The 23,310-nt window shown below is 71.0% G+C and carries 21 protein-coding genes and 3 tRNA genes; 12 read left to right on the plus strand and 12 right to left on the minus strand.

Features of this window, described 5'->3' with window-relative positions:
• Window positions 1-11: 11 nt before the first annotated feature.
• Window positions 12-917: a class A beta-lactamase gene (bla, locus tag ACFYPH_RS09595; protein WP_387180599.1), complete on the minus strand. Its 906-nt coding sequence runs from the start codon at window positions 915-917 to the stop codon at window positions 12-14.
• A gap of 354 nt (window positions 918-1,271) precedes the next feature.
• Here bla and ACFYPH_RS09600 point away from each other — a divergent pair, with 354 nt between their 5' ends.
• Window positions 1,272-1,802, plus strand: a complete 531-nt coding sequence (locus ACFYPH_RS09600) for a SigE family RNA polymerase sigma factor (RefSeq protein ID WP_387180601.1) — start codon at window positions 1,272-1,274, stop codon at window positions 1,800-1,802.
• Window positions 1,799-3,223 (plus strand): hypothetical protein, encoded by a 1,425-nt coding sequence (locus ACFYPH_RS09605; RefSeq protein WP_355133737.1) that lies wholly within the window; start codon window positions 1,799-1,801, stop codon window positions 3,221-3,223. Before ACFYPH_RS09600 ends, ACFYPH_RS09605 begins: the two co-directional genes overlap by 4 nt.
• A gap of 268 nt (window positions 3,224-3,491) precedes the next feature.
• Here the strand turns inward: ACFYPH_RS09605 and ACFYPH_RS09610 are convergent.
• Window positions 3,492-3,564 (minus strand) — tRNA-Arg (locus tag ACFYPH_RS09610).
• A 35-nt stretch (window positions 3,565-3,599) separates the two neighbouring features.
• Window positions 3,600-3,690: transfer RNA gene (locus ACFYPH_RS09615), tRNA-Ser, on the minus strand.
• Window positions 3,691-4,004: 314 nt separating this feature from the next.
• On the opposite strand from ACFYPH_RS09615, the gene ACFYPH_RS09620 reads away from it, so the two are divergent.
• On the plus strand, window positions 4,005-5,198 hold the full coding sequence (locus ACFYPH_RS09620; protein WP_387180605.1) for a hypothetical protein: 1,194 nt from the start codon (window positions 4,005-4,007) through the stop codon (window positions 5,196-5,198).
• Between the two features lie 3 nt (window positions 5,199-5,201).
• On the opposite strand, the gene ACFYPH_RS09625 is transcribed toward ACFYPH_RS09620, so the two are convergent.
• Window positions 5,202-5,972, minus strand: a complete 771-nt coding sequence (locus ACFYPH_RS09625; RefSeq protein WP_387180608.1) for a CPBP family intramembrane glutamic endopeptidase — start codon at window positions 5,970-5,972, stop codon at window positions 5,202-5,204.
• 144 nt (window positions 5,973-6,116) lie between these two features.
• On the opposite strand from ACFYPH_RS09625, the gene ACFYPH_RS09630 reads away from it, so the two are divergent.
• On the plus strand, window positions 6,117-7,232 hold the full coding sequence (locus tag ACFYPH_RS09630; RefSeq protein WP_354857260.1) for a globin domain-containing protein: 1,116 nt from the start codon (window positions 6,117-6,119) through the stop codon (window positions 7,230-7,232).
• A 69-nt stretch (window positions 7,233-7,301) separates the two neighbouring features.
• Here ACFYPH_RS09630 and ACFYPH_RS09635 read toward each other — a convergent pair whose 3' ends face one another.
• Entirely contained in the window at window positions 7,302-8,831 is a 1,530-nt protein-coding gene (locus ACFYPH_RS09635) for a peptide deformylase (RefSeq protein WP_387180611.1), read from the minus strand.
• A gap of 331 nt (window positions 8,832-9,162) precedes the next feature.
• Here ACFYPH_RS09635 and ACFYPH_RS09640 point away from each other — a divergent pair, with 331 nt between their 5' ends.
• Window positions 9,163-9,945 (plus strand): IucA/IucC family C-terminal-domain containing protein, encoded by a 783-nt coding sequence (locus tag ACFYPH_RS09640; protein WP_387181452.1) that lies wholly within the window; start codon window positions 9,163-9,165, stop codon window positions 9,943-9,945.
• 32 nt (window positions 9,946-9,977) lie between these two features.
• Here the strand turns inward: ACFYPH_RS09640 and ACFYPH_RS09645 are convergent, their stop codons facing one another.
• Window positions 9,978-11,807 (minus strand): hypothetical protein, encoded by a 1,830-nt coding sequence (locus ACFYPH_RS09645; RefSeq protein WP_387180614.1) that lies wholly within the window; start codon window positions 11,805-11,807, stop codon window positions 9,978-9,980.
• A 211-nt stretch (window positions 11,808-12,018) separates the two neighbouring features.
• Here ACFYPH_RS09645 and ACFYPH_RS09650 point away from each other — a divergent pair, with 211 nt between their 5' ends.
• Window positions 12,019-12,729: a class I SAM-dependent methyltransferase gene (locus tag ACFYPH_RS09650; protein WP_354857265.1), complete on the plus strand. Its 711-nt coding sequence runs from the start codon at window positions 12,019-12,021 to the stop codon at window positions 12,727-12,729.
• A gap of 64 nt (window positions 12,730-12,793) precedes the next feature.
• Here the strand turns inward: ACFYPH_RS09650 and ACFYPH_RS09655 are convergent, their stop codons facing one another.
• The gene (locus tag ACFYPH_RS09655) at window positions 12,794-13,336 is read right to left on the minus strand and encodes a YbhB/YbcL family Raf kinase inhibitor-like protein (protein WP_354857267.1); all 543 of its coding nucleotides are present in this window, start codon (window positions 13,334-13,336) and stop codon (window positions 12,794-12,796) included.
• Between the two features lie 143 nt (window positions 13,337-13,479).
• Between ACFYPH_RS09655 and ACFYPH_RS09660 the strand changes: the two genes are divergently transcribed.
• Window positions 13,480-13,635 carry a hypothetical protein gene (locus ACFYPH_RS09660; RefSeq protein ID WP_354857269.1) on the plus strand — a complete coding sequence of 52 codons (156 nt, stop codon included), beginning with the start codon at window positions 13,480-13,482 and terminating at the stop codon, window positions 13,633-13,635.
• A gap of 10 nt (window positions 13,636-13,645) precedes the next feature.
• Here ACFYPH_RS09660 and ACFYPH_RS09665 read toward each other — a convergent pair whose 3' ends face one another.
• Both ACFYPH_RS09665 and ACFYPH_RS09670 read right to left on the minus strand, forming a co-directional pair.
• Window positions 13,646-13,951, minus strand: a complete 306-nt coding sequence (locus ACFYPH_RS09665) for a hypothetical protein (protein ID WP_354857271.1) — start codon at window positions 13,949-13,951, stop codon at window positions 13,646-13,648.
• A gap of 340 nt (window positions 13,952-14,291) precedes the next feature.
• The gene (locus tag ACFYPH_RS09670) at window positions 14,292-15,503 is read right to left on the minus strand and encodes a helix-turn-helix transcriptional regulator (RefSeq protein ID WP_354857274.1); all 1,212 of its coding nucleotides are present in this window, start codon (window positions 15,501-15,503) and stop codon (window positions 14,292-14,294) included.
• Window positions 15,504-15,796: 293 nt separating this feature from the next.
• Here ACFYPH_RS09670 and ACFYPH_RS09675 point away from each other — a divergent pair, with 293 nt between their 5' ends.
• Entirely contained in the window at window positions 15,797-16,303 is a 507-nt protein-coding gene (locus ACFYPH_RS09675) for a helix-turn-helix domain-containing protein (protein WP_354857276.1), read from the plus strand.
• A 59-nt stretch (window positions 16,304-16,362) separates the two neighbouring features.
• On the plus strand, window positions 16,363-16,596 hold the full coding sequence (locus ACFYPH_RS09680) for a hypothetical protein (protein WP_387180619.1): 234 nt from the start codon (window positions 16,363-16,365) through the stop codon (window positions 16,594-16,596).
• A gap of 18 nt (window positions 16,597-16,614) precedes the next feature.
• On the opposite strand, the gene ACFYPH_RS09685 is transcribed toward ACFYPH_RS09680, so the two are convergent.
• Window positions 16,615-16,701, minus strand: a tRNA-Ser gene (locus tag ACFYPH_RS09685).
• Window positions 16,702-17,002: 301 nt separating this feature from the next.
• Here ACFYPH_RS09685 and ACFYPH_RS09690 point away from each other — a divergent pair.
• Entirely contained in the window at window positions 17,003-17,980 is a 978-nt protein-coding gene (locus ACFYPH_RS09690) for an NAD(P)H-quinone oxidoreductase (protein WP_354857280.1), read from the plus strand.
• Here ACFYPH_RS09690 and soxR read toward each other — a convergent pair.
• Window positions 17,963-18,418, minus strand: a complete 456-nt coding sequence (gene soxR, locus ACFYPH_RS09695; protein ID WP_363936263.1) for a redox-sensitive transcriptional activator SoxR — start codon at window positions 18,416-18,418, stop codon at window positions 17,963-17,965. The two genes, ACFYPH_RS09690 and soxR, sit on opposite strands and share 18 nt — an antisense overlap.
• Window positions 18,419-18,477: 59 nt before the next feature.
• Window positions 18,478-19,182, minus strand: coding sequence for a glycosyltransferase family 2 protein (locus tag ACFYPH_RS09700; RefSeq protein ID WP_355063487.1), 705 nt, complete (start codon window positions 19,180-19,182; stop codon window positions 18,478-18,480).
• A gap of 124 nt (window positions 19,183-19,306) precedes the next feature.
• Between ACFYPH_RS09700 and ACFYPH_RS09705 the strand changes: the two genes are divergently transcribed.
• Both ACFYPH_RS09705 and ACFYPH_RS09710 read left to right on the plus strand, forming a co-directional pair.
• Entirely contained in the window at window positions 19,307-21,493 is a 2,187-nt protein-coding gene (locus ACFYPH_RS09705; RefSeq protein ID WP_387180624.1) for a glycosyltransferase family 39 protein, read from the plus strand.
• Between the two features lie 181 nt (window positions 21,494-21,674).
• On the plus strand, window positions 21,675-23,270 hold the full coding sequence (locus ACFYPH_RS09710; protein WP_387180627.1) for a ricin-type beta-trefoil lectin domain protein: 1,596 nt from the start codon (window positions 21,675-21,677) through the stop codon (window positions 23,268-23,270).
• Window positions 23,271-23,310 lie beyond the last annotated feature (40 nt).

Here is a 23,310-nt window from a genome sequence, read left to right on the forward strand (position 1 = left end):
ACGGCACACCGTCACAACGCGGCGACCACGACCTCCGTTGCCCTGGCGATGAGGGCGTTGTCGTAGCTGGCGTCCTTCTCGTCGCGGCTGGACAGCACCGCGAGGACGATCGGCGCCCGGTCCGGCGGCCAGATCACCGCGATGTCGTTGCGGGTGCCGTAGCCACCGGCACCGGTCTTGTCGCCGACGACCCAGCCATCGGGAGCACCGGCGCGGATCAGCTCGCCGCCGGTGGTGTTGCCCCGCAGCCAACCATTGAGGATGTCGCGGTCCGCCGGTTCGAGGGCGTCGCCGACGGCGTACGCCCGCAGATCCTGGGTCAGGGCCCTCGCGGTGCTGGTGTCCCGCCGGTCACCCGGCTTCGCCTCGTTGAGCTCGGTCTCGTAGCGCGCCGGATCGGTGACCTTGTCTCCGACCTCGCGCAGTTCCTTCTCGAACTTCTGTGGTCCGCCGAGCTGACGCAACAGCAGGTTACCGGCGGTGTTGTCGCTGTAGCGCACGGCCGCGTCGGCGATCGCGCGCAGCGTCATGCCCTCGGCGACGTGCCGCTCCGTGATCGGCGAGTAGGTCACCAGGTCGTCCGCCGAGTACCGCACCACCCGGTCCAGCTCGACGTCGGTGGTCTCGTCGAGGACCTCGGCGGCGGCCAACGCCTTGTACGTCGAGCTGTACGCGAACCGCTCGTCGTCCCGGTACTGCACGGTTCGGCCAGTGCCGGTGTCGATCGCGTAGACCCCGAGCCGGGCGTCGAACCTCTCCTCCAGTTGCCGGAACTCGTGGTCCCGGTCAGCGGCGGTGGACGGGTTCACCGTTGCCGCACGGTCCCGCGTCGGCTGCTCGGCGGCATCGGCGGGGCCGCAGGCGGCCAGTGACACCACTGCCAGCGCGGTTACCAAACCGTCTGTCGAAAACACCATGATCGCTCCTTGTCGGTGTCGTGAGGTCCGGCGCGGGCGGCGCCGGTCGGACAAGGCTCGACCCTGACAGGGATTCGGCATGCGGTCGAAGACGGAACTGGCGGTGTTCATGCTGATCTGGCATCGCCCGCGCCCTGACCGACCTCGCTCCACCGCTCGACTCGGACCCGTCAGGAGCTGGTCCGGCGAAGGGACCATCGGCGCACCAGAAGGCAGAAGCCCAGGGCGGGACCGGTCAGGCGGCTGCGACACGTCCGTAGCCTCGTCGACGACCCACTCAACCCCGGACGCCTCCGGTCGCGTCTCTCTCTGCATCCGCTCGTGATCGCGAGGCGGATATGACCTGGAGGTGGCGTGAGTCGGGACGAGGACGACGAACAGTTCAGGCTGTTCGTACAACGACAGTGGGGGCCGTTGCTCCGAACGGCCTACCTGCTGACCGGCGACCGGGGAACAGCGGAGGACCTGGCGCAGTCGGCGTTGGAGAAGACTCATCGGCGCTGGGGGCGGGTACTGCGCAGGGACGCCCCCGAGGTCTACGTACGCCGGGTGATGGTCAACACGGCGATCTCCTGGCGGCGTCGGCGGCGGCCGCTGGAGGTGCCGCTGCTGACCTCCGACAGCGCGCCGACGCCGGACGCGTACGCGCAGGTGGAGGAGCGGCAACTGCTCCTCACCGCGCTGCGGCGGTTGCCCCCCAGGACCCAGGCGGTTCTGGTGCTGCGCTACTTCGAGGACCTCAGCGAGGCGGACACCGCCAAGGTTCTCGGCTGTTCCATCGGCTCGGTGAAGAGCCAGGCGTCGCGCGGGTTGGCCCGAATGCGGGTGGAGTTCGCCCCACCCGCCTCCCAGTCCCCGGTACGGCTCGAGGAGGAACTGGCATGACCGAGAGCTTCGCAGATTCGACGCTCAGTCCTGCGCTATGGCAGGCCGCGCACGGCGTCAACGTAGCTGAGGACCCGTGGCCGGGGTTCGCCCGGCGCGAGCGACGGCACCGGCGGACGCGGCTGATGCGGGCGGTGGTGGCCGCTGCGGTCGGAGTCGCGCTCGTGGGGGTCCAGACCAACGTGGTGCCCCTGCCCGGATGGGCGCCTGGCATCGCGGTCGCTGCCGCCCCGACAGCGCTGCTCGACGCGCCGCCCCGGGGCGCGCTGGCCGGCGATCAGGCCTGGCTGGGCTCGCTGCGGGCGCGGATCAGCACCGACAGCCCGTTGGGTGGATGGAGCCCGGACGGCATCTGGAAGGTCGGCGATCGTGACCGGATTCGTTTGCTTTACGGCAGTGACCAGCCGGGCCAGCGGGTCGCGCTGGTCGCGGTGCCGCTCCGCCTCGGCCTACTGAGCAAGCAGGCGCTGGTCTGGTACGTGGGTCCGGCCGGGGCCGGTGCCGAACAGATGCGCTACGCCGGCCACAGCGAGGGCGTCGACGACCCGGTGATGACCCTGATGCAGGCCGGTCCCGACCGGGGCGGATTCGCGGTCGTCGTCGGGCCGGCCGAGTCCACCGTGATGATCAGTGGCGACCCTCGGTACACACCGAGGGGAACCCTGGAGTACCAGGACCTCGCCAGGGCGGACGGCAGCGGGGTCGGGTTCGCCGTCCTGCCCCCCGCGCCGCTTCGGAACGAACCCGTCGTCCGGGTCAGCCGTGGCGACCAGCTGCTCTACCAGGGGGGCCTGGGCGGCGGCCCGTACGACGCGATCGACCCGACCGGACCGGAGATGGACGTCCTGCTCGCCGCCGCCCGACGGGGTGCCCGAGGTACGCCGGTGGACGATGCCAGCCTGCGCGACTTCGTCCAATCGGCACTCCTCGACAGTCGTCTCCCGGCTGCCGGGACGACAGTGCGGGTGCGTTGGTCGGGCAGCGGGCACGGCCAAGCCGCCACGCTGCTCACCGTGCAGCCTGCCGGCGGCGGGGTGATCGCGTACGCCAGACACGGCGACGACCGAACCGGCTGGTGGACCGACCTGCGGCTGCTGCTGCCGGCCGAGGGCGCCGACCAGCGACCAATCGGCTGGCGGATCCGGGCCGACGACGGCACCCGTCCGCCGACGGACCAGGTGCGGGTGATCGCCCCGCCGGACGCGGCCCGCGTCACGGTCACGATCGGCGGCGCACCCCCCGCCACGGTCACCCTCGACGCGTCGAACGCCGGCATCACCCGGATACCGCCGGACCAGCCGGCCACCCTCACCGCGTACTCCACGGACGGCAGCGTCCTCGGAGCCACTCCGGTGCCGCCGGTCGAGGCCGACATGTCGGGCCTGCCGGGCGACAGCCCGGCTACCCGGGTGACCCCCTGACGAACCGAAAGCGTGGGCGAGCCGTCCGAAGACGGCTCGCCCACGCCGCCGTCCGCAGTCAGGGTCCGCTTGACGTGGCACCCCCGGGCGGTGGCCCGATCCCCGGGGAACGCGTCAACGGCGAACAGGTCGCCACGGTCACGCTCGTCGGCGTTGAGGTGGAGCAAGTTGATCTTGGCCATGCGCGGAGAGTAAGAAGGTCTTCACAGTCCTGGCTAGACAAGAAGAAGCCCCCTAGCGGCCGTTGGGCCTGCTAGGGGGCTGTATGTGCGCCCGAAGGGACTCGAACCCCTAACCTTCTGATCCGTAGTCAGATGCTCTATCCATTGAGCTACGGGCGCTTGTGCTCAGCCAGTCTACACACCCGGCTTTCGCGCGGAGACTCCGGGATTCGAACCCGGGAGGGGCTTTAAGACCCCAACCGCATTAGCAGTGCGGCGCCATAGACCAGACTAGGCGAAGTCTCCCTGGTGATCCGCAGACCACCGCGCCCGAGGATACAGGTCGCCACCCACCGGGAGCAAAACGACTTCCGGGGTACGGCCCGGTCCCCGTGTTTCACCCCTGTGCGGCGGCGTGATCGGGACTACGCTCCATCGATATGCAGGAGCAGCCGCCGAGCGAGCCGACCCGTCGAGAGCCTGCTGAAAGAGCGCGTCGACGCTCTCCGCGGCCCACCTTCACGCCGCCGACCGCCGCCGAGCAGCCCGACGAGACGACTGCGCCGCCGGCAGCCGCTCCGGCGAGCCCGCGTCCTCGACGGGCCAAGGCTGCCCCGGCCGTGCTGTTCCAGCCACCGGACCCCGAGCGCCCCCTGCCCCAGCCGCGCCGCTCGTCTCCGGCATCGAGCGTCCCACCCGCCGCCGACCAGGCCAGCCCGCCACCTGACGCCTCACCGGCGGGCCAGGCCGGCCCACCGAATGACACCCCAGCCCGCGACCAGGCCGGCCCGTCGGTGAACACCCCGGCCGATGAGCAGGCCAGCCTGCCGGAGACCGCCCCAGCCACCGACCAGGCCAGCCCCTCCGACGGCACCCCGGCAGCGGAAATGGACCAGCCGGGCAACAAGCGGGCGACCCCCAAGGCCACCCCCAGCAAGAAGGCCACCTCAGCCGAGAAGGCCCTCCCGGCCAAGAAAGCCACCCCCACCCAGCGGGCCACCCCAGCCAGGCAAACCGCCCCGGCCGACGAGATCACCCCAGCCAGGAAGGTCACCCGAGCCAGGAAGGCCGCCCCGGCGATCAAGCGCAACGCCACGCCCGCGCAAGCCACCTCGGCGCCGCAGCCCTCGACCGCCATGGCCGGAGCAGAGCACGACCCGGTGCCGGCTTCGGGGCGTACCCCGGAATCGGATGTGCGGGCGGTGATCGCCCGCCTGCGCGACCACCCGGGCTTCGCGCCGGAGTTGCTGGCGCTGGAGGCGGTCCGGGCGCTCGGTCCGGGCGCCGCCGAGTGGGCGCAGCGGCTGCGGGCCCGGTATCCGGACGCGCCGGCGGACGGCCTGGCGCGGCTGGCGACCCGGCGGTACGTGCGGGCGGCGGGCGCGGGAGGGGCGGCGGCCGCGCTGGCTGGGCTCTTCGCGCCGCTCGCCGAGCTGGCCTCGGTGCTCTGGACCCAGTCGAACCTGGTGTTGCGACTGGCTGCGGTGTACGGCAAGGATCCGACGCACCCTGACCGGGCCGCCGACCTGCTGGTGCTCACCCTGGTGCATCCGGACGCGACGAGCGCGCAGGAGGCCCTGCTCGCGGCACAGACGACTGGCGATCCGGTCGAGGGCGCCTGGCCGAGGGCGGCGGAGGCCGCGTGGCGGCTGGCGGCGCCGCTCACCGCCCAGGCGGGCGGGTGGGTGGCGTTGCGGTTGGCGTCCCGCCTGTTGCCGGGTGCGGCGGTGGTCGCCGCCACGTTGGGTGACGCGGCGGCGGCCGATCGGTTGGCCGCCCGTGCGGTGGCGGCCTACCGGCCGGGCCGGCGCTGAGGGTCAGAGCCAGGTGAACCAGTCGCGGGGCAGCAGCGCGTAGCCGACGAAGGCGACCACGTCGAGCAGGGTGTGCGCGATGATCAGCGGCAGCACCCGGCGGGTTCGCAGGTAGAAGAGGCTGAACACGACGCCCATGATCGCGTTGCCGACGAACGCGCCGAAGCCCTGGTAGAGGTGGTAGCTCCCGCGCAGCAGCGCACTGGCCGCGATGATCGCGGCGAGCCGCCACTGGAGCTGGCGTAGCCGGGTGACCAGGTAGCCGACCACGATCACCTCCTCCAGCAAGGCGTTCTGCACGGCGGAGAGGATCAGCACCGGAACCGCCCACCAGACGTGCGGCAGGGCCGCCGGCACCAGCGTGGCGTTGATGCCGAGCTGTGCTGCCGCCCAGAACAGGGCCAGGCCGGGCAGGCCGATCAGCGCGGCCAGGCCGGCACCCCGGGCCAGGTCCTGGCCGGGCCGCCGCGCGTCCAGGCCGAGGGTCCGCACCGGGTCGCCGGGGTCACGGCTGAGCAGGTGTACGGCGAGCAGCACGGGCAGCAGCGCGAAGACGATGCCGAGGAGCTGGTACGTCAGGTCCAGCCAGGGTCGGGCCGACGCCGAGGTGTTCAGTGACGCGGTCTGCTTGGAGAGCGGCCCCTCGGCGGTCAGCTTCGCGATGATCGAGACCACCGCGTAGACCGCGGACTGGCCGAGGGAGAGGCCGAGGACCAGCAGCGTCTCGGTCCCCAGGACTCGGCGGGACACCGGGCGGGTCAGCTCAACGGTCACCGCACCACTCTGCCCGACGGACGGCACGGCGGACACGGCCGATCGGCCGGCGTGAACCGATCGCACATTCTGTGCGACCGGTGAGCACGCTCCGTGGAGATTCTATGAGCGCCCGATCCGCTGCCGTCTGGAGAAGGAGCACCGGTGGACAACGTCGCACGGTTGCTGAAGGAGAGCTGGACCCTCGTCGAGGAGGACCGGGAGCGGCTGAGCGGGCACTTCTACGCCCGACTGTTCCTGCTCGACCCCGCCCTGCGGCAGCTCTTCCCGGTGCAGATGACCGGCCAGGGTGACCGCCTGCTGGAAGCGATCATCACGGCGATCCACACCGTGGACGACCCGGAGAGCTTCGACGAGTTCCTGCGAGCGCTGGGCCGGGACCACCGCAAGTACCACGTCGACGACCGGCACTACGCCACGATGGGCGTCGCGCTGCTCGATGCGCTGCGCAGCACCTCCGGGGACGGCTGGAACCTGGAGTACGACCAGGCGTGGCGGGACGCGTACGCGGCGATCGCGGCGAAGATGGTGGCCGGGGCGGCCGACGACGACAACCCGCCGTTCTGGCACGCCGAGGTGCTGACCCACGAGCGGCACGGCTCGGACCTCGCCGTGCTGACCTGCCGGGCCCTGCAACATCCGCTGTCCTGGCGGGCGGGCCAGTACGTCAGCCTGGAGCTGCCCCGCTTTCACCCGCGGGTGTGGCGGAACTACTCGGTGGCGAACGCCCCGAACGACGACAACGTGCTGGAGTTCCACGTGCGGAGCCCCGGCGCGGGGTGGGTGTCCGGGGCGCTGGTCCGCCGCGTGCAGCCCGGGCACCTGCTGCGCTTGGCGGCGCCGATGGGCTCGATGACCCTGGACCGCACCTCGGAGCGGGACATCCTCTGCGTGGCCGGCGGCGTCGGGCTGGCGCCGATCAAGGCGCTGGTGGAGGAGCTGGCCAGCTACAACCGGACGCGCTGGGTGCATGTCTTCTACGGCGCCCGGCACGCGACGGACCTGTACGGGCTGGCCCGCCTGCAGGAGTTGGTGGCCGCGCACCCGTGGTTGTCGGTCACCGCGGCGTGCAGCGACGACCCTGACTTCGACGGCGAGTTGGGCGACATCCCGGACGTGGTGGCCCGGTACGGCCCGTGGACGACGCACGACTGCTACGTCTCCGGGTCGGCGCAGATGGTCCGGTCGACGCTGCGGGTGCTGGCCGCCGACGAGGTGCCGCCGCCGAACATTCGCTACGACACGTTCGGCGATCTCTAGACGTTCCTCCCCCCACACCGGGGCGCGTGCCCCTGCCCCCTGGGGCACGCGCCCCGGTCCCCGCCCTGCTCAGTAGCGCCAGGGTTGCCCCGTCTCCCGGTATTCCTCCACCGGCACCAGCGGCACGCCGGGCGCCATCCGGTCGACGTAGAGCCGCCCCTCCAGGTGGTCGATCTCGTGCGCGACGAGCCGGGCCATGCCGAACTCGAACGAGGTGATGATCCGGCTGCCGTCGTACTGGGCGTGTTCCACGTCGAGTCGCAGCGGTCGGGGCACCAGACCGCGGTGGTCGAAGAAGGAGAGGCACCCCTCGTACTGCTCGTCGGTCTCCGGGTCGGCGTCGACCACCCGCGGGTTGAGCAGGACGACCGGTTCCGCCGTCCGGTCGGGGGGTCGGACCACGGCGGCGGCGCGGCCGACGCCGAGCTGCGGTGCGGCGATGCCCACTCCCTTGTTGAACGGGTGCAGCTCGTCGAGCCGGGACAGCGCCATGGTGAGTCGGTCCACGACGTCCCGGGCCACCTGTTCCTCGCCGGGCAGGTCGAACTGCCGGACCTGCTGGCGGAGGAGGTCGGCCCCACGCTGGACGATGCCGATCCCGCGCATCCGCTCGCTGGGGCGGACCCGGGTGCCGCCGGGACCGACGTCCGGGTCGGCGTCCGGCCGAGCCCGGAAGCGCCACTGCATCCGGTAGCGGGCGTTGAGCGGCGGGGCGTCGGTCTGCCAGTCGTAGATCGCCCGGTCGCCCTCGTCGCGACGCTGCGGCGCCGTCCGCAGCGGGCCCTCCTCCGCGGAGAGCGAGGTTTCCACGCCCCAGACCTGCGGGTCGAGGGCTACCGGCAGATCCAGGCGTACGGCGAGGTGCCGCGTGGGCAGCCGGACGGCCCGCTGGAACCAGGGGCCCCACTTCTCGTGCCCGACGCTGTACGCGTACTCGATGATGGCCCGGTCGCCGGGGTAGAGCGGGAAACGCCGTTCGCCGTTCTCGAAGAGCAGCCAGATCTCCTTGAACGCGTCCCGGTCGTGTTTCGCCCGCCAGTGCATCGGCTCCGGGTCGCCGGCGCCGTCGTCGCGGCGGGCCTGCAGTTGCAGCTCGGCGAAGGTGAGCGGGTGTTCCCGGTGGTGCCGGTTGGAGCGACCGGGGTCGTTCGGGTAGCGGTCCACCGCGACGCGGACGAGGTAGCGGGTGACCGGCTCGGTGCCGGCGTTGTAGAGCTCGCGGCGGATGACGCACCGGTAGGCGTCGTCGGTGTGGGTGAGGGTGGCCAGTTCCCGTTCGACGACGAGGCCGGTGCCGGGGGGCAGCCACTGGCCGGGCAGCGGGGGTTCGCGGTGCGGTTGGCCGGACCGGGCGTGCCGGAGGTCGTCGTACTCCCGGAAGCGCTGCCAGATCGCGCCGCTGGCCTCCAGGACGGCCTCGGCACGGCGGGCGAAGTCCTCGGTCGGGCGGTGTCGGCGTCCCTCGACGTGGCTGACGTAGGACGGGTCGAACCCCATCAGGATGGCCAGTTGCTTCTTGGACAGGCCTCGCCCGGCACGATGGCGGGCAAGCTCGGCCGCGAAGGAGTCGGCAGCCCGTTCGAGGGGTGACGTCGTCATCGGCTTCCTCGTGGCCGGGAGTATTAGTTTCACGTTCCGTGGCGAAGCGCACACGCATCTGCCACCTTGTCGACACAACGCTTGACAATCCACCGACGGTGATCGATCCTGCGGCGGCGTTTTCGGAGGCCGGGCGCGGGTAGTACGCCGGGGCGCGGAGCGCTGCTCCCGCCGGGAGCCGAAGTGACCCGGACCTCCCGATCCGACCGAGGCAAGGCTTCCCTTAGACCGGCAGGCGTGGTTAGGCTAGCCTTAGCTCAGGACGACGCTGCTCGTCCGCCGGGGCACGCTCCCGGGCTCGCGGACGGGGGATGACACGGTGACAGCGGTGATGCCGAGGCGGGACGTGACCGCCACGCCGCTCGCCCCCGTCACCGCGGCGCTGCGGGCCATGTTCGGCACCGACGACCTTCCCGGTCTCGCCCGGGGCCTGCTGGTCGACGACGAGTTCGGTTGGACGCCCGCCACCACCCTGATCGACGGCACCCGCCTGCCGGAGTTGCTGCACGCGGCCAGCGTCCGCTGGGGTGGCACCCCGCACGCCTGCGCCGCGCTGGCCTGGAAGTCGTACAGCTACTGGACGGCGCTGCCGGTCGTGCTCGGCTGGGCCTCGGCCCGCCGGGTGCCGCTGCTCGACCCGTCCGACGTGCTGATCCACTTCGAGGACCACCGGCCCCTGCTCACGCTGGGCCTGCGCCACGGCACCACGGTGGCCGTGCTGCCGAGCGACCCGCTGGCGCTCTCCGGCCTGCCGGAGGTACGCGTCGTCGCCGGCGAGGCCGAGTTGCTGGCCGAGCTGCGTGCCTCCCTGCTCGACGCCCACCTGGCGCCGCTGATCGCGGCGATCCAGGCGGAGGTGCGGGTGGGCACCCGGACGCTGCTCGGCTCGGTCGCCTCCGGCATCGCGCACGGCATCCTCCGGGCCGCGGACGCGCTGCCGGGCTCGACGGTGCAGAGGATCGACACCCTGCTCGGCGCGCTCGACCTGGCTGACCTGGTCGAGCTGGTGCCCGGCCCGACCGGTGAGCCGAGCGTGCAGCGACGCACCTGCTGCCTGGCCTTCACGCTGCCCAGCCCGAAGGTCTGCCAGGGCTGCTGCGTCCGGCAGGGCTGATCCCGCGAGTCCAACTCCCGGGCCGGCCCCGCTCAGTCGGTCAGCGGCCGGACGTCCCACACCCAGACGCCGCCGGTGAAGACCGGTTGGATCCCGGTCAGCTCGGTCATTCCGCGACGCAGTTCCATCTCGTGCTCGTGCGGCCCGAGGATCACCACGCCGGCCCGCCAGTAGCGCAGGTCGTCTACCGCCTTGACCCGGTCCTGCGGGGTGATCGGCGGCACCGCACCGGTGCGTCGGATGGTGGCGAAGAAACTGCTGGTGGGCCGGGGCGGCGCGGTGAACAGCGCGACCTTCGGCGGCTCCGCGCTCGGGCGGGTGTCCGGTCCGAGGAAGTAGCCCCGGGCCAGCGGCATGTCCAGCCGGGTCGCGGCGGACCAGCGCAGCGGCTCCGCGTAGTTCGTGTCCGGCAGCGGCAACGTCACCACGCTGCGCCCACCAGCCACGTACGGCCGCCACGCCCCGCTGGTCACGAAGGTGGGGACCGGGTCCAGCTTCACCACGGGCAGCGGGGTGGGCAGGATCGGCAGCAGGGCCATCGTCAGCACTGTCGCGGTGACGAAGCGGATCTTCGGCCGAGCGGCCGGATGCGTACGGGCCAGCTCGCGGGCGCGTTCGGCGCCGTAGGCGAGCAGCACCCCGACGATCGGGGTGATCGCCAGCGCCCACCGGGTCGGCACCACCGAGTGCAGGATCGGCAGATTCTCCAGCGCGGCCCAGGGCCCTGGCACGCCGGTGCCGTGGCCGGCGAAGCGGATCTCCCGCCCGAGCGAGAGCATCGCGAAGAGCAGCCCGAGCCCGGCCAGCGCGAGCACCACCACCGACCGTCGCAGCCACCAGACGAGGGCGACCACCAGCACGAGCAGCGACCAGCCGAAGAAGCTGTTCTCCTCGGTCGGGTTCTTGGCCAGCCCGGCGGAGGTGCGCGGGCTGCCGGCCAGCGATTCCCGGGAGTACGCCACGAACGAGGCCAGGTCACTGGAGTAGCCGCGGATCAGGCTGGACAGCCCGGAGTAGGCGCCGGGTCCGAAGAACTGCACGTACAGCGGGTACGCCAGCAGCAGACCCGCGACCACCGCGGCGACGGCCAGGCCCGCGAAGAAGGACCGGGCCCGTGACCGCAGGGCGGGGCGGCCGAGGGCCAGCGCGCCGACGATCACGCCGAGCCCGATCGCGGTCATCAGCAGGATCTCCAGGTTGAGAAACGCCTGCCAGACGATCACCAGAGCGAGCAGCACCCCGTTACGCAGCCAGCGGCCGGGTTCGGCGAGCCGCAGCGTACGCCAGATGATCAATGGGACGACGAACTGCGACACGATGTTCGGGTGCCCGTTGGCGTGCGACACCATGGCCGGCGCGAACGCGCAGAAGCCCGCGCCCAGCCAGGCCGGCCCCCGGGCGCCGACCAGGACGCGGGAGAGCAGGAAGTACCAGGCGGTGGCGGTGGCGATCATTCCGAGGGTGAGAAAGAGCAGGAATGCCGCACGTGGCCCGAACAGCAGGGTGACCGGCGTCATTGGCAATGAAATGGATAATACGGACGTATTTGCCATGAGGTTGACGCCGTCCGGCACGTTCATCTGATCGGATTGGAACGGGTACGCAAAATGCGTGACCACTCGCGCACCGTGCGCCATCATCCATTCGAACTGTGACTGGTCGGAGCGGTTGTCTCGCACTCCGCTGCCCGGGTCCCACCAGAGACGCCCGGTGACCCAGAAGCCGAGCACCACGAAGCTCAGCACGGCGGCCAGATCGGCCCACTTCCCGTTACGGCGCAACCGATCGCCGCCGCCGGCCTCCTCCACCGGCGACGCGGTGGCCGGGCCGTCGCCGGGCGCGTCCGGTTCGGGAGTAGTCATGACAATTCATAGGGTAGTCAGCGTATGGCGGTGCCGTGACATGTTTCGGGGTACTGCCGTACTATGTGCCGGGTTCGCCGACCGCCGATCACGTGCCCACCCCCCGACCGCAATTCGGCCAACCGCTCCCCCGATTCTTCTGCCATCCAAGCGGATGATTCACTCTGTCGGTCCAGGCACGGTTCGAGTTCATATCGTGAGGAATCGACGCATGGCAGAAATCACTGGGGATCAGCGCGTCCAGTCCGAGGTGCTGGAGGGCCTGGCAACGGCCGTCAACCACCGCCGCTGGTTCGTCGAGCTGGCGGTGCCGTACCTCGGTGACGACCCGATCGAGATCGGCAGCGGCCTCGGTGACTACGCGCTGGAATGGTCGCAGCGGCTGCCCCGGTTCACCGCCACGGAGGCCGACCCCGACCGGCTGGTGCAGCTCAAGGAGCGCCTCGCCGCCCAGCCCGGCATCGACGTCCGGCAGATGCTGCTCCCGCACAACGACCGGGGGGACTACAGCGCCGCGGTCTCGTACAACGTCCTGGAGCACATCGAGGACCACGTGGGCGCGCTGCGCAGCATGCGCGACCTGGTCCGCCCCGGCGGCGCGGTGATCATCATCGTGCCGGCGTTCCAGTTCGCCATGAGCCCGGCGGACATCGCCACCGGCCACGTCCGCCGGTACACCAAGAAGACGCTCGGTGCGGCGATGACCGAGGCCGGCCTGACGGTGGAGAAGATCCACTACGCCAACGCGCTCGGGCTGATCGGCTACTTCATGGCCACCAAGGTCTTCCGGCTGATGCCGAAGGAGGGGCCGATGGTCAAGGTGTACGACACCCTCGTCCTCCCCGCCACGAAGGCCGCCGAGCAGGTCGTCCGACCCCCGTTCGGCCAGTCCGTCTTCGCCGTGGCCCGCGTCCCCGCCTGACTCACCCCGCCCCGCGATCTTGCACTCGACCGTGAACGGACCGTGCAAGATCGCGGGGTACGGATCATTCCTTGATCTGGTGCGTGGGGCGGATCACCGCTCTCGCGAGGGTGTGGAAGGTCAGGTTGAAGCCGACGTAGGCCGGGCTCGCGTCCGGGGTGAGGTCCAGGCGGTCGACGTCCAGGGCGTGCACCGCGAAGACGTACCGGTGCGGGCGGTCACCGGGCGGCGGCGCCGCCCCGCCGTAGCCCTGCTCGCCGTAGTCGTTGCGGACCGAGAAGGCCCCGCCGAGGTCGGTGCCCGCCGCGGCGCCCGCGCCGGTGGGCAACTGCGTGACGTCAACCGGCACGTTCACCAGCACCCAGTGCCAGAAGCCACTGCCGGTCGGGGCGTCGGGGTCGTAGCAGGTCACGGCGAAGCTCTTGGTCTCGGCGGGGAAGTCCGACCAGGTCAGCTGCGGGGAGACGTTCTCACCACCGGTGCTGCCATGCGCGTGCCGGGAGTCCATCGGCTCGCCGTTCTGCACGTCGTCACTCGTCAGGGTGAACGAGGGCACGGTCGGCAGCAGCTCGTACGGGTCCGGGGCGATCGGTCGTTCGAGGGTCATCGGGACGGCGTCCTTCCGGTCTGGGTAGATACCTGCCCTTCATACCCCGTTCCGGGCCAACGAACGACCGGCTGCGTCGGTTGTCCGGCAGCACCAGCCGGACGCTATGGTTGGCAGCCTGCAACTTTCCACGGGGGGAATACTTGCTAGGGATCTGGCGCGATTTCGTGGTCGCCGTCGTCACCGCGCTGCGCAAGCCGGACGAGCAGGCGCTCGCCGAGGAACGCCGCCGCGCGATCGAGCGACTGGCCGACGAAACGATCCGCGAGACCCGACGGGACGCGCCCGAGGGGAAATAGTCGCCGGCGGTCAACGGGCCCAGGAAACGAAGCGCTCGTACAGTTCGCCCGCTGGGATGGCGGGCAGCTCCATCACAGCCACCGCGTGCAGGCTGCCCACGTACATGGACAGGCCGATCCGGTCCCGCCCGTAGGCCTCAGCCAAACGGACTCGGGCCGGTGCGCACGGCCACGGCGTGTCCTGCTCACAGCTACGGCAGGTCCATTCCGGGCGGCGCGGCACGTGGAAATCAGCGAGCCGGCCATCCAGTGCGGCGACGGCCCGCTCGCCCTGTGCCGCTCGGGCTCGTGCAGCTGCCTTGGCGGTAGTGGGCACCTCCCCAATCATCGGCCCGCACCGGTTTCCCGCCGATCGGCGGATTGATGACGAGCCTGGGCCAGCAACCGCGCCCGCGCTGCTTCCTGCTCTGCCCGTTGGATCGCCGGACCGATAGCCGTGGGTGGTACGGCGAGCGACAGCCACCGGGATCTCCGGCGCAGCAAACTGAAAGGCCAGATCATCGCGGCGTCCTCCCGCCTCAGGGCGTGGCGGCCTGCCCGCTGTCCCTCGCCGGGTCAGATGGCCGCCCGCAACACCCACTGCAATCGTGAGGACACGCTAAGGAGTTGGAAGGGCCGCAAAGGGTACGCGACGTACCCAGCGACAGGCCGTACCCCTAGAGTTCCGGCACCGCGATCCGGGTCTCCAACTGAATCGCCTCCGCGCGGATCGCCGCTGGCGCCTCCCGGGCCAGCCGCCCCGCCAACTCCTGGGCGGCTGGCGAGTATCGGACGGTCTCCGGAGACGTGGTCTCGGCGAGGTTCAGCAGATGAAGCGTCGCCTCCCGCGCCCCCTCAAGGTCGGCGGAGCGGGCAAGCTCGACGTAGTGTCGGCCGCGCCGCTCGGTCGACGGGATCGACGCCGGATCGAGCGAATGCGCACGCCTCTGGGCCTCGTCAGGATCTCCTAGGTCCACCGCGCACATCACGGCGTATACGTCGACCAACGGCCGCGACACTCGGGTGCGAAGGCCGACGAACTCCGCTGGTAGAGCCTGCTCGACCACCCGACGAGCGGCATCCCAGTCCGACCACGCGCCCTGGTCACCGGTGCGGGCCCTCGTCAACGCGGTACAGAGATACAGGTCAGCCAACATCTCGGCCCACTCACTGCCCCCATCGGCGACTCGGGGTTCGATCAGAGCCCGAGCCTCGCGCAACCGCTCCAGCGCTTCGTCACCGCGGCCGACCGCTCGCAGCAGGTGCGCCGCGTACCAGGTGGATTGGGCGATGGCGAGAGGGTCATCGGCATCAAGGGCCGCAGCCATGCCTCGGTCGACGGTCAGCCAGCACAGCTCACGATCACCGTGCCAAGCAAGGTATGCCTGTGCGAGGTGATGCGCCTGAGCAAGCAGAGCGAGGCTTGCACGTCGGTCGTCGCCCGAGTGAAGCCGGGCCGCTCGCTGGGTAGCGTCGAGCAGACCGGGCAGGATGACGCTCACCTCGGTGCGCTGATGCCGAGAGGTGTGCCAGGTCTGCCATGCGGCGTCCACGGCACCTCGCAGATAGTCGGGGGAATCTGGCGTACCGGAGACGGTGATCTGCCAAGCGGTCAGTGCGCGACGAACGTCGCCGATGGCTGGATGACTGGGTCGTCCGTCCAATGACAGCGTCACCTGCGGCCCGAACAGATCGCCGAGGTCACGTACACCAAGGTGCGGAGCTAGCTGCTGGGCGGCCCGCAACGTCAAGCTTCGACGTCCGTTCTCCACGAACTTGACGGTGGTCGGAGAGAGCCCGGCAAGGCCGGCGAGCTGCTCGCGAGACAGGCCGGCGGCTCGACGAAGCCGCTCGACGCGCTGACCGGGAGTGGGTTGCTGATCGGACATGGAGGCACCTCGCAGCATCGGGTACATCGCGTACCCCGACCGTACGCCGCGAGGAGGCACCCGTCGATGTGCTGAGGGGCGCGGGATTCGGCCCACGAAGACATCGCTGGCGTCGGTCTTTTCAAGACCAACGAGTTCACGGACCTGACCTGGTGATACGGGATGCGCATGACTGACGACATGAAGACCGGCCGCCAACCAGTTCGACGATCTCTGCTAATCCTCGTGTCGGCGTAGCAGAAATGCGCTCCGACAAGTTGTGTTTATAGCGTTTGTGGCCCCATGCTCGAATCATGGTGACGACGGGTGAGGAACTTCTGACCACCGGTCAGGTTGCCAAGCTACTTGGATCTTCGCGCCAGCAGGTCGTCAACCTGTGCGAGCGTGGAGAACTGCCGTTCGTGAAGGTCGGCGCGCATCGGAGGATCAGGCGGCACCAGGTTGAGGCGCTGATGCGCCCGAAGCCGGAACTGACTCGTGATCAGCTCAAGTCGCTGTGGCTGCACCAGGCGGTAGCGGGCAGTTTGGTCACCGACCCGGACGCGGTAATGGGCAAGGCCCGGGGAAATCTCGACCGACTCCTGCGGCAGCACCGAGGAACGATGACCGAGGTGTGGCTGAAGCGCTGGCAAGACAAGATCAACGAGGGTGTCAACGCCGTCCTGAGGACGCTGACCTCGGATGATCCGGAGGCTGTGGAGCTACGACAGAACTCGCCCTTCGCTGCAGTCCTGTCGCAGCCACAGCGCAAGAGGGTGCTTGAGTCCTTCACCCGCAATGGCTGGGAGCGAGCGGGGTGACGCGAGCAACTGGAGCACGTCCTGGCTGCCCGACGGGTGGCGGGATCGGCTGATTACTGGTGGAGTCCCAGAGCACCCAGCCGGGGCGCGGGTACACGCTCGAACCGCACGACTGCATCGTGTCGAAGCTGATAGCTGGCCGGGAGAAGGACCACGCCTTCGCCGACGCCCTGATCCGGGCCGGGCTCGTCGACCCGGCAGTGGTCGCGGAACGGATCGAGATGGTCGACGTCCATCCCCTGGTGCTGAAACGACTGAGGGACTGGATCGCCACCTACCTGCCGGTGACCTGACGCCTGCCCGGCATTGTGCGGAGGGTGTGGGATTCGAACCCACGAAGACATCGCTGCCTTACCGGTTTTCAAGACCAGCGCCATCGGCCACTAGGCGAACCCTCCCGGACCGCCACCCGTGGGTGCGCGGCCGTGAACAGTCTGCCACGCCACCCGCCGGACGGCTCGGCGTCCCTCCCGCAAGCGCCGGTCAGGCGAGCGCCGCTGCGTCCACTGTGGCACGGACCGGAGTCACTCATGGGCATCGGGGCGTGCAGCGTCCTGATCAACTCGCGTTCCAGGAAAGCGGGGCATCAGATCGTCATGGATACCCCGCCTTCCTGGAACCCGGGCCGAGCACCGACGACCGGCGCGCGCGCCCGGGGTGCGCCTGCGTCGCCCGGGGGCATCGGGTAAGACTGAGGCCATGCGAGCCATCACCGTTCCGCAGCCCGGTGGACCCGACGCGCTGGTCTGGGCCGAGGTCCCCGACCCGGAGCCCGGTCCGGGCGAGGTGATCGTCGCGGTGCGGGCCAGCGCGGTGAACCGCGCTGACCTGCTGCAACGGCAGGGGCAGTATCCGCCGCCGCCGGGTGCGCCCCCGTACCTCGGGTTGGAGTGCTCCGGGGTTATCGACGCGATCGGGCCGGAGGTGACCGGTTGGGCCGTCGGCCAGGAGGTCTGTGCGCTGCTGGCCGGCGGCGGGTACGCCGAGCGCGTCGCCGTGCCCGCCGGGCAGCTGCTGCCGGTGCCGGCCGGCGTCGACCTGGTCGACGCCGCGGCGCTGCCGGAGGTGGCCTGCACGGTCTGGTCGAACCTGGTGGGGGTGGGCCGGCTCGGCTCGGGTGACACGCTGCTGGTGCACGGCGGGGGCAGCGGGATCGGCACGTTCGCGATCCAGTTCGGGGCGGCCCTCGGCGCCACGGTCCTGGCGACCGCCCGCGCGGCCAAGCACCCCCGCCTGCGCGAACTGGGCGCGGCGGACACGATCGACTACCGGGAGCAGGATTTTGTCGAGGAGGTCCGCAAGGCCACCGACGGCCACGGCGCGGACGTCATCCTCGACATCATGGGCGCGTCCTACCTGGGCCGGAACGTCGCCGCGCTGGCGACCGGCGGCCGGCTCGTGGTGATCGGGCTGCAGGGTGGTCGCAAGGCCGAGCTGGATCTCGGTGCGCTGCTGACCAAGCGGGCCAGCGTCGCGGCGACCACGCTGCGCTCCCGACCGCTGGCCGAGAAGGCGGAGATCGTCCGGGGCGTACGCGATGAGGTGTGGCCGTTGGTCGAGGCCGGCGCGGTCCGCCCGGTGGTGGACCGGCGGCTGCCGATGGCCGAGGCTGCCGAGGCGCACCGGCTGGTCGAGTCGAACGACCACGTCGGGAAGGTGCTACTCACCATCGGATGAGGCGCGGGGCAGCATGAGCCGGGCACCGGGGCCCTCGCCGGCCAGCGCGTCCCCCGGGTTGTAGAGCGTGCAGCGTTGCAGGGACAGGCAGCCGCAGCCGATGCAGCCGTCCAGGTCGTCGCGGAGTTTGGTGAGCAGCCGGATCTTCTCGTCCAGCCGGCCGCGCCAGCTCGCGGAGAGCCGCTCCCAGTCCTGCGGGCTGGGGGTGCGGCTGTTCGGCAGCGACTCCAGCGCCGCGCGGATCTCGTCCAGCGAGACGCCGACCTGCTGGGCGATCCGGATGAAGGCGACCCGTCGCAGTTCGGTGCGGGCGTAGCGCCGCTGGTTTCCGCCGGTGCGATTGGCGCGGATCAGACCGAGCCGCTCGTAGTAGCGCAGCGCCGACGGCGCGACGCCGGAGCGGACGGACAGCTCGCCGATCGTCAACGAGTCCTGCATCACCGGGTCCTTGAGTTGAAGTGGACTTCAACTCAAGGCTAGCCCGAACGGATGAGCGCTCAGCGGGTCGCGGCGGCGGGACGGCGGCGTGCGCGCTCGCGACCGAGGATCCAGATCGCCTCGACGCCGTCCTTCCAGGTGATCTTCTTGCCCTCTTCGCGGCCCCGCGCCCGGTAGCTGATCGGCACCTCGTACGGGCGGATCCGGCGGCGCAGCAGCTTGCCGGTCACCTCGGCCTCCATGCCGAAGCCGCGCGAGCGCACCTCCAGCGACCGGTAGAGCTCCACCGGCATCAGCTTGAAGCAGGTCTCCAGGTCGCCGATGTACGAGTTGAAGAGCACGTTGGCCGCCATCGTGACGCCCTTGTTGCCCATCACGTACCAGAAGCTGTAGGCGCTGTGGCTGCCGAAGGTGCGATTGCCGTAGACCACCGTGGCCCGCCCGTCGAGCACCGGGGCGAGCAGCTTGGGGATGTCCTGCGGGTCGTACTCCAGGTCGGCGTCGAGGATGACCATGTATTCGCCCTCGGCGCTGTCGACCGCCGTCTTGATGGCCGCGCCCTTGCCCGCGTTGCGCTGGTGGGTGATCACCCGTAGGCGGGCGTCGTCGGCGCGGCCGAGAACCTCGCCGGTGCCGTCCCGGCTGCCGTCGTCGACGACGACCAGCTCGATCTCGCAGGGGTAGTCAACCGCCAACGCCTGCTTGAGGGCATCCGCGATGCGTTCTTCCTCGTTGTAGACCGGCATGAGGATCGAGAGCTTCACGGGAATCTCCACGGTGGCGACAACACGTCGGGCCTAGCCTAGCCTGGCTGGTCAGCCCGACGGTGGCCGCCACCGTCGGACAGTCGGCGTGGCGGGCTCAGCGCGATGGTGTTTACTTCCCGCCATGTCGGCTGCCGGCTCCCTGCTCGCGGTGCTCCCCGCCGCCTCGGTGCTCCTGCTCACGGTCGCGACGAAGCCCCGCGGGGTCGACGCGGTGTCGCCGTCACGGCTCGCCGCGGTGCGCGCGGCCCTGGTCGCCGGGGCGTACGCCGTGCTCGTCGTCGAGGTGCTCGGCGCGCTGCACGCGCTGACCCGGCCGGCGTTCGTCGCCGCCTGGCTGCTCTTCCTGCTCGCCACCGCGACGGCGGTGGGCCTGCGCTGGCGCCGGGAGACGCCGGCCGCCGAGGTGCCCGCCGCGACGTCCCGGCGGGTGCCGGTCGGCGCGGCGGTGACCGCCGGCGGCGGCCCGGAGACGTCCGTCCCGCTCGCCGACCGCGGCCCGGCCGGCGGGCGCGACGCCACGCCGGTCCCGATCGGTGAGGTACGCGCCGGCCTGCGCAGGGCAGCCGAGATCTGGCGTACGGCGAGTCGGGGCGAGCGGCTGCTCGCCGGCGGCATCGGGGGACTGGTGCTGCTGGAGTTGCTGGTCGCGCTGCTGGCCGAGCCGAACAACTTCGACTCGCAGACCTACCACCTGCCCAAGGTCGAGCACTGGGTGGCCCAGGGTGACCTGGACTTCTGGCCCACCGCCATCCACCGGCAGGTGACCATCCCACCCGGCGCGGAGTACCTGCTCCTGCACCTGCGCCTGCTCACCGGCGGAGACGCGCTGCACAACCTGGTGCAGTGGGCCGCCGGGGTGCTCTGCCTGCTGGTGGCCGCACGGATCACCGCGCAGCTCGGCGGCGGCCGGCGGGCTCAGTTGATCACCGCATTCGTGCTGGCCAGCACCCCGATGGTGGTGCTCCAGGCGACCAGTACGCAGACCGACCTGGTCTGCGCGGCGTGGGTGGCGTGCGCGGCGACCCTCGTCCTGGACGGGCTGCGTCGGCGGACCGGTTGGGGGACGCTGCTGGGCCTGGGCGCGGCCACCGGGTTGACGGCGGTGACCAAGACCAGTGGCCTGATCGCGGTGGGTCCGCTGCTGGTGCTGTGGGGACTGGCCCAGCTCCGGCTGGCCCTGGCCGACCGGGCACCGGCCGCCCGTCGGGTTCGGCCGGTCGCTCCGGTGGCCCGCGTCGTCGGTGGCTCGGCGCTGATCCTGGTGGTGGCGGCGCTGGTGGTCGGCCCGTTCCTGACCCGGGTGACCGCCGAGTTCGGGCATCCGCTGGGCCCCCCGCGGCTGCGGGAGTCGATCCCGATGGAACGGCACGATCCGGCGTCGATCCTGGTCAACGCGCTGCGGATCGGGCACACGGCGTTCGACACGCCGCTGGCGCCGCTGCGCAGCGCCAGCGCGGACGCGATCATCGAGGGCGCGGACGTGATCGGTGTCGACCCTCAGGACCGGGCGATCACCTTCGGTCGGGAGGTCTTCCCGGTGCCCGCCTGGTATCCGGACGAGGACCGGGTGGCGTTCCCGATCGCCGGGGCACTCGCGTTGCTCGGCGCGCTGGCCGCGCTCGTCCGCCCACGCCGGCTCGACCCCGGGCAGGTGGGGCCGCTGCGCTCGTACGCCGTGGTGGTGCTGACCACCGTGCTGCTGCACACCGCGATGCTCAAGTGGCAGCCGTGGGGTAACCGGCTGCTGCTCTACGCCCTGGTCCTCGCCGTGCCGCTCGCCGGTTTGTGGCTGGACGCGCTCCTGCGCCGCCACGCGAGCCCGGAGCCCGGGGTGACGGCACGGCGGCGGTCGGTGGCCACCGTGGCGACCGTCGCCGTGTTGGCCACCTCGGCGCTGGCCGGGGTGCTGGCGCTGTCGTACGGCTTCCCGCGCCGGCTCATCGGCTCCGGCTCGGTCTTCACCACCTCGGACTGGGACACCCGGTTCCTGCGCCGGCCGCAGTGGGCCGACGAGTTCCGCTGGGCAGCGGCGGCGGTCCGCGACAGCGGCGCCCGGCGGATCGGGCTGGTGGAGCAGAACGACAACTGGGAGTACCCGTGGTGGCTGCTGCTGCGCCAGCCGGACGGCGGCTCGCCGGAGCTGGTGTCGTTGCAGTCGGTTCTGCCGGAACGGCCGCCGGCCGACCCGGCCTCGGTGGACGCGATCGTCTGCACCGGCAGTCAGCCCGCCTGCGCCAAGCTGGTTCCGGCCGGCTGGCGGTTGGAGTTCCGCGGCTACGTGGGCTACGCCCTGCCGCCCGCCCGCTGACCGCCGGATGCTCGGGCCGAGCCGGGCCGGGCCGGGCCGAGCCGAGCGCCCGGATCGTCCGATCCGGGCGGTTCTGCATCCCGCGCGCAAGGATCCGAGGCGCATTCACATCTGTTGATCCGCACGTTACCGTCTGGTAACTCAATCGACCTCCCACGATTGAGCCGAAAGGAGTGTGTCGATGCCTGCCACCCCCGCCAGGCCCAAACGCGCGACCCGACGACGGGCCACCACCGTCGCCGTCGCCGCTCTCGTCCTGCCGATGCTCGCCGGACCGGCCGCCCCCGCCACCGCCGCCGACCGACCCGCCGTTGCACCACTCCCGGCCAACCTGGAGGCCATCCGGGCCGCCGAGGCGACCGCCCTCTACGGCAGCCCCGCGATCCGCCCGATCGAGCAACGCCGCACCGCACTGATCACCATGGGCGACAGCGAGATCTCCGGCGAGGGCGTCGGCAACTATGTCCCCGGCACCCATCAGGCCGACAACTGGTGCGACCGCTCATACGACCAGGCGGTGTTCCGCACCGGCATCCCGTCGGACGCCCAGTACAACCTCGCCTGCTCCGGCGCCACGCCGTGGAACCTCATCGCCGGTGGCCCGACGCAGCACAACGAGCTGAACCAGGGCGACTACCTCGGGATCAAGGCGCGCAACACGCACGTCAAGCTGATCTGGGTGGTGGTCGGCGCGAACGGCGACGGCACCATCCAGTTCGGGCCGGTCGCCACCGACTGCGCCCTACGCCGGGTCTTCTTCCAGGGCGCCTGCTACCCCACCTACACCGACCAGTGGACGATCCGCACCGACGGCAGCCGCCAGGCCGTGACCGACGCGCTCAACGACATCCGGCAGACCATGACCAACGCCGGCTACCTGCGCTCGGACTACGAGCTGGTGCTGATGTCCTACCCGAGCCCGGGCAGCCCCGACGTCGAGGACAACCCGAACTTCCCCGGCTGGTACTCCGGCGGTTGCCTGCTCTACCTCGCCGACGCCGCGTTCGCCCGGAACAAGGCGGTGCCGCTGTTCGAGTCGGCGCTGCGAACCGCCGCGGCGAACACCGGCACCCGCTACCTCGACGCGAGCCGGCTCTTCCACGGCCACGAGGCGTGCACCGACAACACCTCGGTTCGCGGGCTCTACATCGAGGTGGGAATCTGGGACGAGAACGCCGCCCGGCAGTCGTTCCACCCCAACGCCCGCGGGCACGGCATGTTCGCCCAGTGCATCACGCAGTTCTGGAACTCCGGGCAGCAGCGGGCCAGCTGCGTCGACCCGGCCAGCACCGGCAGTGGTGTGCTCTACCCGGGCCTGCTGGAGTTCAAGCAACTGCGCAACCTCGCCACCGGCACCTGCGTCGACGGCAAGGGGTACGACTCCCGCAACGGCACCCCCCAGCAGCCGTACACCTGTCACGGCGGTCGTAACCAGGGCTTTTGGTACGACTCCGCCCGGCGCTCGCTGCACTCGGAGCTGTCCCACGACCGGTGCCTGGACGTCTCCAACAGCTCGATGACCGCCGGCACCGCGGTCAACGTCTACGACTGCAACGGCACCGCCGCCCAGCAGTTCGTGTTCGCCGGCAACCAGCTCAAGCCGGCGAGCGCCAGCAACCTCTGCGTGGCGTTCGACAACCCGTGGCTGGGCACCCCCCGGTTGCGGTTGGCCACCTGCTCCAGCAGCACCCGCCAGCAGTGGTCGTACGAGTCGCGCAGCTTCGCCAACCCGGTCGGCTACGGTCACGACGACTTCATCGGCTCCCGCGTCTACTGAGACAGTGACGGGCCCCCGGGCGTACACCCGGGGGCCCGTC

Origin of the sequence: Micromonospora sp. NPDC005252, assembly GCF_042872475.1 — a bacterium.
In the GTDB taxonomy this organism is placed as follows: domain Bacteria; phylum Actinomycetota; class Actinomycetes; order Mycobacteriales; family Micromonosporaceae; genus Micromonospora.